Here is an 11,497-nt window from a genome sequence, read left to right as displayed (position 1 = left end):
TAATGTTCTTGCGATAGTCAAATTGATTAAAAATTAAAAAAATCGAACCCTTAACGTATCATAAGACACGCCTGGTTCGACCTCACTTTCATCCCATATCTGAAGAAGTGGGCTTTCTCGTTCGGGGAATCTGTAACTCGACGAACCTGAATAATAAGAAGATTTTCTAGGGATAATAGGTGGTGAAAAAAGATATTAGGAGGCTTACCTAAATGAAGACAAACAAAAGACAACAAAATAATAAAATAAACAGTAAGGAACAGGTTTTACAAAATAAAACGGACAATTCGCAGATAAAAGAGAGTGTCTCTACCCAAAAAGACGGATTTCGCTATGATTACAATGATGATTTTTAATGCAGACATAGTAACTTAAAGTAAAGTATTAGGTATCGGAAAAGAACATAAAATGATACATCCACCTTAAAGTTTACTATTTATATTCATGATAGTGATTTGAAGGCGCCTATATTCATCTAAATGCTAGCTATATCCTTGAGCCAGCTTGAACCGCATATTAAAGTGCGGTTCTTTAATACTTTCTATAATCGCTTTGTTACAATAGCCCCAAATCCAATTAACATATATAATCACAATTTGACGTGGAAAATACAAGTAATCCAAACAATAAAAGTTCTATAAAAGCAAACTCTAATCGAAATGAATTAAGAAGAAACTTAATTATATAATAGTCAAGAACCAATGGTATTGATAGAACCACTCCATACAACAAGACAAATCGTACTTTCCCCCTTTCTCTAATTTGACCCCAATTTACCATATAAATTGAGCCTCCTTAAATCAGTGCATCAAATTAGTCCATACTATTACATTTATCTTTTATTAATGTCTTCTTTTCAAAAAAACGGATCAGGTCTTGTTGAAGTATTCTGCCCTTTACTTCAACAAAAACGAGACACTTCGCCTTCTACATTCACCAAATAAAAGAACATAATCTTTTTTTCTAATTCGATTTGTTTTTGTTTCTGACGCTCGAATAAAAACTCTAACCTTTCTTACATATGTAATTTCTATCTAAAATAAATTCCTTCTTTCTTCTTATACATAATTAATCTGAAAAGGGAGAAATTAAGCAGGGTAAAAGTAGTGATAAAAAGTATAATAGAGGTGGAAACATGCAAAATGAAAACCATAATGAGATTTTGAACGAGGACTTTAAAATGGTTCAACAAAACGTAAGTGAGTTTCAAGATGACTTTAAATTATCAAAATCTGGTTTTGACACAACTATGCCAGGACATACAACAAACCATCCACAAAATATGGTTTTACGTCAGGAGCCAAGAGAGGAAACTGTTGGGATAACGCTCCCCAGGAGTCTTTCTTTGGTCACTTCAAAGATTAAGCCTATATAAAGCCGTGTAATACGCTGGAAGAACTTAAAAGAGAAATCAAAAGATATATGACGTACTATAACAATTTCAGGTACCAATGGAACTTAAAGAAGATGACTCCTGTACAATATAGAAATCATCTTCTCCATGTGGCATGACCTTTTTCAAAAATGTCCTTTACAAAGGGTACAATTTATTATACGAGTTAACCTTTTTTTCAAATAAAATAGAATCCTTGTTGAATTCGACTAGAAAATGTCTCAAATTAATTATACTAATACATACGTTTCTCAGGAATAACTCCTCGAACACCACCTCGAGGATCTTCCATATCCCCCTTGAATCGAGGAATGAGATGAACATGTACATGGAAAATCGTTTGGCCACCAGCTTCCCCACAGTTGATGCCAATATTATATCCATCTGGTTGATATTTTTCGTCTATCATCTTTTTGCCCTCAAATAATAATTGATCAATGGCACTTCTCTCTTGATCAGTTACATCAAAATACTGCTCAACATGTCTTTTAGGAATGATGAGGAGATGACCTTTGTTTACTGGATATTTATCATAAAAAGCAATAGCAAGATCGTTTTCTAATACGCTATTGTTTATCTGGCAAAAAACACATGTCATGACTGTTACCTCAATGAATTTGATTTATTTCTACCTTTAGTTTTCCCGCTTATCTCTCCGCTCAAAATACTGATGCAGACGGTATTCACAAATTTCTTTCGTCCATTGGTAGAGAATTTCGCGATCTTCTTCTACTATATCAAAATGAAGCTGAAATACACTATTCTCAAAAGTGATTAACCCCTTCGAACTACCACTCCACTTCGACATCGGCATTCTAGCAATTAATTTACTCACTTTGTCTTCATGATACTCCCACAGTTGTTTGCCTGCTTTATCAGAAAGATCAATTCGTTTACGATATTCTTTTCCCGTCAAATAATGGTGAAATGTTGATGCGGCCTCTGAAGGAGTAATAGGCTGAAACCATTGATCCACCCCTCGATCAAGCATCACTTTCAACACGACCATCTTATAGCTTTTAGACATGACCGTCTTTTCTACTTCAACGATCCATGCTTCATAGCGGCGAAACACTTCTTGTTCCCGACCCGAAAGTTCTCCCGCCCATAATAGAAAACCAACATAAGACTGAAACTCTTGTTTATAAACAGAAGCTTCAGACCCGCCTTTTAAATGCAATTCCAGATAGGACGGCCTTCTGCCGAGTTCTTGTTTGAGAGCAAAATAATCATCATACAGCTTCTGTCTGCGTGGATGTTTTTTCCGTGTCATTTCTTTGAGTAAGTTAATGGCCCTAATATCCAAATCAAACGAACATAGCTGTGGAACAGTCGGTTCAATGATCGCATTTTTCTTCTTAGCTTCATGGTTTGTATCAAATACACTAAGCTTGATATCAGCATTACGATAATTTCCGATCAGATCAATGATGACACAGGATTCTTTCTCAGGATAAAGTCGGAGACCACGCCCTACTTGCTGGGTAAAAACAGTTAATGACTCCGTTGGCCGGACAAAAAGCAACGTATCGACTGCCGGAATATCGACCCCTTCATTGAACAAGTCAACCGTGAAAATGGCATCTAGCTCACCTTTTTCAAGTAAGTTAATCGCTTTGCTTCTACTTATATCCATTTGCTTTGAATGCAAACTAACGGTTTTAAAGCCTTGCTGATTAAAATAACTCGATAAAAATACGGCTTGGCGAATGGACGAACAAAAGACAATGGTTCGCGTTTGTTTATGCTCCTTCCATGCCTGCAAAATACTTTCTGCCATCTCTTCACGCAATTGAACTTTCAATAAATCCTCTTCGGCGTAGCGCGTCCCAAGCCAGGTTAATTGGGAATAGTCTGTATCATCATAAACGCCGACATATTTAAACGGAGCGAGCCACTGCCTTTGAATCGCTTCCAAAAAATCAATCCGATAGGCCACATTCCCGTTACAAATCGCATACACATCTTTATTATCATTGCGATCCGGTGTTGCCGTAATGCCAAGCAGGAACTGCGGTTTAAAATAATCAAGCACTCGCTGATAGGTAGTGGCAGCTGCGTGATGAAACTCATCGATAATGATTAAGTCAAACGTGTCCGGCTGAAAAACCTCTAAATGATGCTTCATGCTTAGTGTAGAAATGGATGCAAAAATACTATCTGCTTCAGCATCCTTCACTTTTCCGTTATAGATACCGCTATTTCGATCTGGCATAATCTGCCCAAAAGAACGTTTTGCTTGATGCAAAATCTCCTCACGATGGGCAATGAAAAGTGTTCTTTTAAACTTCTCCGCAAAGAATCCAGCTAAATACGTTTTTCCTAATCCAGTCGCCATAACAACAAGGGCACTATGATAGCCTTCTTCTAATGTCGTTTCTAGCTGTTCCAGTGCTTCTGGTTGAGCAAATCGAGGTTTGATTTCTCCATATGTTTCTGGAGTTTCCATTACTACTTCAGCTTCAGCCTTATGATCGGCTGGAAGCATCAATTCGATCTCTTCTAGCTCCGTCCAAGTCGTCACCAAGTTATCATGCTTTTGATGATATTTTTCATAACGGTCCCGATAATTCTTAATCGTTTCATCATTAACCGGTACTGTTTGATCACTATAAAAAATGTCTTCTATGTATGTTTTAACAGCGTGGTCATAGGCCTCTGGTCCGACTTCTTTATCGAGCGAAAGATTCCATTCAATACCTGAAGTTAAGGCTGATCGAGAGAGATTAGAAGAACCCACAATTAATGTGCCACTATCATCATATTGAAAAATATAAGCTTTTGGATGAAAAGAAACACCATTACTCTGCCACAGACGAACTTCGATAGTAGGATAAATATCAATTAAAGCCATTAGTGCTTCTGGCTGGGTAACAAAAAGATAGTCCCCTGTACAGATTTTGATATCGACTCCACGCTCAGCCGCCCTTTTTAATACAGAACTAATAACATTTACACCAGATTTCATGGCAAAGGAAGTTAAAATATAAATGCTTTTCGCTCGGTCGATTTCGGTAATCAGATGATCAATCAATCTTTCTGTTATCAGTTGTACTTTCTCTTTAGTCATCTTTAACCTCTATTAAAAAGACTTTATCAGAGAAGCCTCCCCTTTTAGCAGCTTTCTCCACACGGATTTTTTCGACTTCTTCTATAGAAGAATCGTGAGTTTTTGCGAGCGCATGGATGATTTCAAGGAGGTCTGCTAATTCTTCTAAGGCCGCTTCGTTTGTTTCAGCAGCTAAGTATTCTTTTAACTCTTCGTCACTCTTTTTGTGAAGCTCCATTATGTATTCTGCCTCATTTAGAATCTTAGTGACTGGTGTTTTTCCAGCATCCTGTATAATTTGCGGAATTTTGTTTCGGACTAGTTTGTTGTGGATTGGCATTGTCGGACCTCCATAGATTGATTAATATCTTATAAATGTCACTCTTTTCGTTTTAATTCATCAAGTGTTCTCCCCTCTTTATCCTTCCATTCTGTCCAGCCATTCGCTCTGCGACCTAAAACAGCTGCAGCAGCTGCACTTGGTGAACTAAATACATAATCTGACGTAAAGATAAATACATGTTCCTTCTGTTCTAGAACGCCACTATTAAGTAATTTTTCACGTAGATTCCTCACCCATGGACCCGCAGTACGAGTTTCTTCAAAATTGGCGGTCGATCCTTTATAAACGACTAACCCATCATCCGTATATTCACCCGTCGCATATGCATCTCTACCTTTACAAACTAAAACTTCCTTAGTAACTACATTTCTATGTACTTCTTCAAATAATGGATAGCCCAATGTAGAAAGCAATATTTTTGTCGTTTCAAAATGATCCATTAGATCTGCATGCATCGACTCTGTAACGAAAGGCTCATTTGGAATGGTATCATTTACTACTTCATAACGACCTATTTCTTTTGCCTTCTTATACGCAAAATGCTCTAAGTATTTTACATGAGATTTTGTAAAACTATTTGTTTTTGACACAACAACTAAAGCAACATTCCAAAAGCCCTTCGCTTTATTATGCTGCTTCAATCGTTTATAACAATCTTCTGCCTCACCAATGTACACTAAATCTTTCGCCTTTTCATTCGAAGATCCGAACAAAAAGTAAATTCCTACATTGTTTAATTCATTCCGATTTGCGGCTTCTTCCAATTTATTTCGTGGAATTAATATGACTTTAGCAATTCTGCTTGTAATTTCAGCAATACGGATACTTCTTGGAGAACCATCTGGTAAGAAGATTTGAATGGTTTTGGCATTCATTATAGAATTCACCTACTTTTATTAGTCTGTAACAGAATCTCCTGATCCAACAAAGACTTCTTTAGTGAACAGTAACAGGGACTGTTCACTAAAGAAGTTGTTCTTTTAATATTTTTCTATTTATCGAATAGACTGAGCATGACTCGCTTGAAATTCTTCCTAAACCTTCTAATATTAAAATAAATTACCCTCTAATCATGATTATCTTAATATGATCCCATCCAAGTTCTTGTTTAATCTATTCTAGTAATTTGGTGGAGTATCAATTAGTTTTGCTGCAATTTTATCTAAATCATACATGTTTAGTTGATTAAAGTGTAGAAACTCAGGTTTATTTCCATTTTGAGCAATATATCTTATTATTTTAATAACATTTGATTTAAGATTTTTATCTAAATCAATCCTGGTCTATATCAAAAAACTTTGTCATATATGCTGAAGCACTCGATAATAAGTCATCGTCTTCTAAACTTTCATCTGCATATTTTTCGAGATCTTCTTTAATTAAAAACTCGATTAATTCTTCATATTTATGAAAATTAAAGTCATACACTACTATGCTTTCCATACAAGAAACAAATTCTTCAGATCCGCTTTCTTCAATTTCTTATTATACGATTGTAAATATTTACGAATATTCTGTTTAGACATCACTAAATTGATGCAATTTGAAAATAATATTGTAAAACTTTCAGGAAATAAGTATCATACTAATATAGGAATATTATACCATTAAAATCTATCTTCAAAAGGCTTTTTAGTAGATTCAAAAGGAGTTTGTTATGACCATTTTTGAAAGAAGTGAAAGTTTACAGACCTTTATTCGGCGTTTCCCTTCCGTTGTTCTTCTAACGCTCGCAATCATCATTATACAACTTGCAACGTATCGTTTTGGCTACGGTCCTACTGATCTGGAGACAGCTCGCCGTTTTGGGGCTATTCAAACAGGAGATACAGCGCCAGAAGATTGGTCTAGACTAGTAACATATCTTTTTGTATAAATTGGTGGAACCTTTCATATCCTCGCAAATTTAGCTTGTTTAATCATTTTTGCTCCACCACTTGAACGGATATATGGCTCGGTAAAATTCACCTTTTTATTTCTTGCAACCGGAATGGTCGGCGGACTATTCATACTCATTTTCTCAGAAAATGTGATAGCAGCAGGGGCTTCAGGCAGTATCTTTGGATTGATCGGACTCTATTTAGGACTTGTCATAACGAGGAATAAAATGATTAACTCACAAAGTCAATCCGTGATTTGGAGTGCTTTTGTTGGGAATATTCTTTATACATTTTTGGCACCAAATATTTCAATTGCTGCTCACCTTGGTGGACTATTTAGTGGTCTTATTCTTTCTTTTTTCGTTCGCCCACAATCATTTCAACGTTTAGCCAAAAGCAAATGGAGTCTTACCATATTTCAAATAGCGTTGATTTCATTGTTATGGTTTTCACTACTCTCACTGCCAAAGTATCTGCCAATCCCTATGCTTAGTGAATGGACAACTAAACTTGAACAAGTAAAATCTTTCGCTAGTGAAGAACAGGCTCACTTACCGACAATTAGCATGGAAAAGCTGTTTTCTCAAATAACAGGGTCTGAAAATGTACAAGTAAATAAAAACAATGTTATGAAGGAACCAAGTTTTCAGATCGTGAGTGTCCGATCTGGAGTTGAAGAGGGGTGGATTAATACAAGTGGCAATTTTGTTGATGAAGTCATTTTATCGATTCACATTGAAAACAAATCAGAAGAAACAGTAGATATTTACCCAGAAATGTTTATTTTATCTGATACAGCAGGAGTTACTCCATCACTGCAATATGAAGGTCAATATTTTGAATACATTCCACTTTCCCCTATGCAACAAGTAACTATTGAGCTTGTATTTGCTGTTCATTTGAAAACAACAACAGGTGATTTTTTGCTATCCGTATCCGGCTGGAACGCTTATGATCGATTTCAAATCAATTATACAGATTTATTAACTAGGTATTAAAAACAGGATAGAGTTGAGTGGAGACGGAGCCTCCCAGCTTTGCTCTACACTCCTCTAATATCTATTTATACACTTCTTCCCAAATATCTATAAACAATCTTCTTTTGTCCCCCAACCCTCGTTCTCTAATTATTTACTTTTTATTTTACCTTTACTAATAATACGTGTGGTTCACTACAAAGTGTCTAGATGAAGTTTTATTATCATTAATCGAGCGAGTGAATTTTTTGACGAAATTACAGTAGCTGTTATGGTGGGCACTTTGTCTAGTTATATACCGAATCCTGTTGAGGTAGCGCTTTTTGAGAAGTTGAAGAATGAAGAGTAGCATTCATGACGAATGAAAGGGGACAGGAACCTGTCCCCTCTCCCCACAAATCATGATAGGTTCTGGATCTCTTCTTCACTTAACCCCGTTAGTTCTGCGATTTTTGTAGGTGCATTCCATCCTTTAGTAAGTTTTTTACTATGCTTTGGATACCTTCTTTTATGCCTTCTTCTCTTCCAACTCTACCAACCCTCATATTCCTTGCCAACCTTTTCCTCCTACCCCTATTAAAAACTCCCTCTTATAGCTAATCTAAAAATAAAAGAACTGTTTAAGACTTCATACTGAATCTTCCTCTATCGGGCGTGGTTCTCATCTTGAATTCCACTATTTTTTTTACTTAAAAATCCCTCACAATGTTTCAAAAAAGTTTCGACAAGTAAAAAACTATGATCATCTACTAGTAATTCGGGGTGCCATTGTATAGCAAATAAAGGAGTCTCAGCATGTTTCAATTCGTATGCTTCTACTAATCCATCATCCGCCCAAGCGAGAGGAGTTAATTCTTCTGCCAGTTCATCAATTCCTTGATGATGATAGGAATTCACATCCACTGATTCTCCCAGTAAATCTTTTAACCAGCTTTTTGTTATAACACGATGAACCGGATCTCTATAGTTTTGATTAATATGTTGGACATCACTTTCGATGCTCGAAAGATCCTGATGCAGTGTGCCTCCCATTGCCACATTAATCAGTTGGAAGCCTCTACATATTCCTAGAATAGGAATTCCACTCTTGATTGCAAAATGAACGGCCTGTATTTCAAACTGATCCATTTGTTTATTACAATTCGCAGTTAATGAGTGTTTAGAGGCTCCGTAAAGGTCAGGATCAATGTCTTCAAATCCGCCATTTAAAATCAATACATCCAATCGTTTGATAATCTCAATGTCATTATCAATATCAATAATCAGCGTTTCATATCCTAATTGTTGAAAAAATGTCAAAAGACTAGTCGGAACAAAAGTGATAGCCAGTGGCGGGGTTGATTTATCTAACCAATGCTGTCTTCCAATAAATCCAATAACTCTTTTATTCATCGATAATGCTCCAACCTCTTTTCCATACTTGATTTCCATGGTTTATATTGATCTAATTGATGCACATATTGCAACATGAGATCATAATCTTTTCGATCAATCGCCAACCAATTCTCATCTGGAATTTCATCATAAACAAAGTAGTCCCACACTTCAGCATCTATAACAACAGATGCTAGTTTTTGATATTTACTTAATTCTGTTTTAAGTATCTTGATTTCATCCATTAGTTCCTGTTCCCTTGACTTCTCCTCCATCGCTGTATCTCCTTTCCATTCTGTAAACCCTTCCTGTTGGATTATAGCACTTCAAAGTATTCTCTCTGCTCCCACTCTGTTGTTTCTACATCTGCATTTACAATATTCTCTTCCTTTACATATTGTAAATAACGTCCAACTTCACTTTCCTTTAATGCCGCTATATAATTAATAAAACTTTCGCCAAATTCTTCCTTAAACATTTCGCTCTTTTTCAACTCTTCAATAGCTTCTCGTAAACTTGTTGGGAGCTTCGTTTGATCGTTATCATATGGGGTTACACTTGGTTCACCTGGATCTATTTTGTGATCCACACCGTATAAACCAGATACAATTTGCGAAGCCATATACAAATAAGGATTTGCTCCTGGTTCTCCAATCCGGTTTTCAAAATGGGAGGCAGGATCCCCTCCTGATCCATGTACGTTGATCATCACTCCGCGATTAAAAATCCCCCACACTGTACTTGTAGGTGCTAACGAATTCGGTTTCAACCGCTTATATCCATTGATCGTCGGGATAGAAAATACCGAAGCCGCTCCCGCATTCTCTAATACTCCTCCGATATAATGACGGCCAAACTCACTGATCGCCTGTCTATCATCCATAAATAAATTTTTCCCCGTCTCTTTATCAATAACAGATTGATGTAAATGCCAACCGCTGGAACTGAAGCCTTTCAGATGTGGTCTACACATAAAAGTGGCCATATAGCCATATTTTCTCGAAATTTGTTTCGTAGCGATTTTAAAATACATCATCGCGTCGGCTGCCTCCATTCCTGTTAAAGGATCAAAAACAAACTCATATTGGCCAGGCCCTAATTCATTCTCCATCGTCCGAAGTGGAATTCCCATTTGTAATAGATTCTCTGCTAAAATATCCAGAAACTGATGAATCTCTTGATTGTGCGGTTCTGCTTGATACCATAAACCATGCTCAACGGTACTAACCTTTGGTGCAGCCGGTGGAGTTCCTAAATCTCCATTATGTTCGACGGCTAACATCGGATCCTCTAGCTTCGTTAAATACCATTCAACCTCTAAACCAACCATGCTATCCATTCCTCTACGGTCAAGCTTTTCCAATGCCTGGCGATACACTTGTCTTACTGAATATGGTACTGGTTGCCCATCATTAAAATAGATGTCACACATGACAATGGCTTGTCTTTCTGCCCAGGGTATCATTTTAAATGATAGCGGGTCTGGTACAAGGGTGATATTCGGACACCCTGTCATTTCAGGAACTCCATAGCCACCGCCTGGAATAAACGGATTAAACACAATGGCATAAGCTGAATCAAAGATAAAAGTACCCGTACTAATATTTAAGCCATTTTTTAATGTTTTGATAAAACCTTCTTTCGGTACTCTTTTGCTTTTCAAAACACCTTGGTGATCCACCCACGCGATACGAACGATTAAAAAGTCTTGTTCTTCCATATCAGCGATTATTTGTTGCGCGGCTGCTTTTTGCTCTTCTGTCCATAATTGATAGCTACTAATGAAACCTTCTTCTAATTTTGATAAAATGCCTTCAGTCATACATTCACGATCCTTTCTCCATCTATTTATCAATCTACTAAAACATTTATTACAGCATGAAAGTCATATTTTCGTGACTTTGATCAGAATTAATTAAATTCACCATTTTAACAGCAATTTTCCATTGTTCGTCGATTTTTTGTAGTTTAAAGCCATACCAACCACTGTATTGTCTCGACTCTCCTACCCTTAACTCAGAAATGAGAAAGTTGCAGCGAGCAAAAACGATATCTTTTGAATCTCCGTAACCTAATTCAAAATTACTTACCATTCTCCGCGTTCTTGACATCGGAAGCTGTGAATAGGCATAACCCGTACGCAAACGATAAATACGGTCCTCAAGTCTTCTACGATCATCAAAAGCGTGACTTACCTCGATTCTGGGATCACCTCCCCCAGGTGTAATCGGGATCCAATAGAGAGTTTCATCCGTATAAAGGGATAGAAATTCATCAAATCGGTATTCATCTAGCAATCTGCATTCTTTGATAATTAATTTTTTACATTGTTTCTCGGTGATAGGATCATCCAATTCTAGTTCTCGATCCCAAACCGACAATTCATCGATTAAATTACTGTAAAAAGAATCATTCACATAATAAGAAAATAATGATGGATTGGATTGTTTTGTTTGATTACTCAACAGGATACCTCCTTTT

13 protein-coding genes and 1 pseudogene are annotated in these 11,497 nt (G+C 36.7%); 5 read left to right on the top strand and 9 right to left on the bottom strand.

From position 1 onward, the window contains the following. Positions 1-212 precede the first annotated feature (212 nt). The 3 genes and pseudogenes from JMM81_RS19740 to JMM81_RS19730 all read left to right on the top strand — a co-directional run. Positions 213-356: a hypothetical protein gene (locus JMM81_RS19740; protein ID WP_256243251.1), complete on the top strand. Its 144-nt coding sequence runs from the start codon at positions 213-215 to the stop codon at positions 354-356. Between the two features lie 779 nt (positions 357-1,135). Next, positions 1,136-1,375 (top strand): hypothetical protein, encoded by a 240-nt coding sequence (locus JMM81_RS19735; RefSeq protein ID WP_256243255.1) that lies wholly within the window; start codon positions 1,136-1,138, stop codon positions 1,373-1,375. Next, positions 1,300-1,512: pseudogene (locus JMM81_RS19730) on the top strand (IS3 family transposase); the annotation flags it as partial. The gene JMM81_RS19735 and the pseudogene JMM81_RS19730, both read left to right, overlap by 76 nt. 116 nt (positions 1,513-1,628) lie before the next feature. Here the strand turns inward: JMM81_RS19730 and JMM81_RS19725 are convergent. The 5 genes from JMM81_RS19725 to JMM81_RS19705 all read right to left on the bottom strand — a co-directional run bounded on the left by JMM81_RS19725 (position 1,629) and on the right by JMM81_RS19705 (position 6,228). Beyond that, positions 1,629-1,991 (bottom strand): HIT family protein, encoded by a 363-nt coding sequence (locus tag JMM81_RS19725; protein ID WP_256243250.1) that lies wholly within the window; start codon positions 1,989-1,991, stop codon positions 1,629-1,631. Positions 1,992-2,027: 36 nt separating this feature from the next. After that, entirely contained in the window at positions 2,028-4,463 is a 2,436-nt protein-coding gene (locus tag JMM81_RS19720) for a DEAD/DEAH box helicase family protein (RefSeq protein ID WP_256243249.1), read from the bottom strand. Next, positions 4,456-4,782, bottom strand: a complete 327-nt coding sequence (locus JMM81_RS19715) for a nucleoside triphosphate pyrophosphohydrolase (protein ID WP_256243248.1) — start codon at positions 4,780-4,782, stop codon at positions 4,456-4,458. Before JMM81_RS19715 ends, JMM81_RS19720 begins: the two co-directional genes overlap by 8 nt. 38 nt (positions 4,783-4,820) lie before the next feature. After that, positions 4,821-5,660, bottom strand: a complete 840-nt coding sequence (locus JMM81_RS19710) for a GIY-YIG nuclease family protein (protein ID WP_256243246.1) — start codon at positions 5,658-5,660, stop codon at positions 4,821-4,823. Positions 5,661-6,057: 397 nt separating this feature from the next. Further along, entirely contained in the window at positions 6,058-6,228 is a 171-nt protein-coding gene (locus JMM81_RS19705) for a hypothetical protein (protein WP_256243245.1), read from the bottom strand. A gap of 214 nt (positions 6,229-6,442) precedes the next feature. Between JMM81_RS19705 and JMM81_RS19700 the strand changes: the two genes are divergently transcribed. Then, positions 6,443-6,661, top strand: coding sequence for a hypothetical protein (locus tag JMM81_RS19700; protein WP_256243244.1), 219 nt, complete (start codon positions 6,443-6,445; stop codon positions 6,659-6,661). Next, positions 6,662-7,663 carry a rhomboid family intramembrane serine protease gene (locus JMM81_RS19695; protein ID WP_309143510.1) on the top strand — a complete coding sequence of 334 codons (1,002 nt, stop codon included), beginning with the start codon at positions 6,662-6,664 and terminating at the stop codon, positions 7,661-7,663. Positions 7,664-8,287: 624 nt separating this feature from the next. Here JMM81_RS19695 and JMM81_RS19690 read toward each other — a convergent pair. The 4 genes from JMM81_RS19690 to JMM81_RS19675 are packed head-to-tail and all read right to left on the bottom strand — an operon-like array spanning position 8,288 to position 11,481. Then, entirely contained in the window at positions 8,288-9,034 is a 747-nt protein-coding gene (locus JMM81_RS19690; protein WP_256243243.1) for a gamma-glutamyl-gamma-aminobutyrate hydrolase family protein, read from the bottom strand. Further along, the gene (locus tag JMM81_RS19685; protein WP_256243242.1) at positions 9,031-9,291 is read right to left on the bottom strand and encodes a hypothetical protein; all 261 of its coding nucleotides are present in this window, start codon (positions 9,289-9,291) and stop codon (positions 9,031-9,033) included. The genes JMM81_RS19690 and JMM81_RS19685 overlap by 4 nt, the downstream gene beginning before the upstream one ends. Positions 9,292-9,332: 41 nt before the next feature. Beyond that, the gene (locus tag JMM81_RS19680; RefSeq protein ID WP_256243241.1) at positions 9,333-10,838 is read right to left on the bottom strand and encodes a glutamine synthetase family protein; all 1,506 of its coding nucleotides are present in this window, start codon (positions 10,836-10,838) and stop codon (positions 9,333-9,335) included. A gap of 49 nt (positions 10,839-10,887) precedes the next feature. Beyond that, complete coding sequence (locus tag JMM81_RS19675) at positions 10,888-11,481, bottom strand: aromatic-ring-hydroxylating dioxygenase subunit beta (RefSeq protein WP_256243240.1); 594 nt, start codon at positions 11,479-11,481, stop codon at positions 10,888-10,890. Positions 11,482-11,497 lie beyond the last annotated feature (16 nt).

Source organism: Bacillus sp. V3B (assembly GCF_024494465.1).
GTDB lineage: Bacteria > Bacillota > Bacilli > Bacillales > Cytobacillaceae > Bacillus_BD.
Note: the sequence above shows the minus strand (reverse complement) of the source record. Positions and strands in the feature narration are given on the sequence as shown.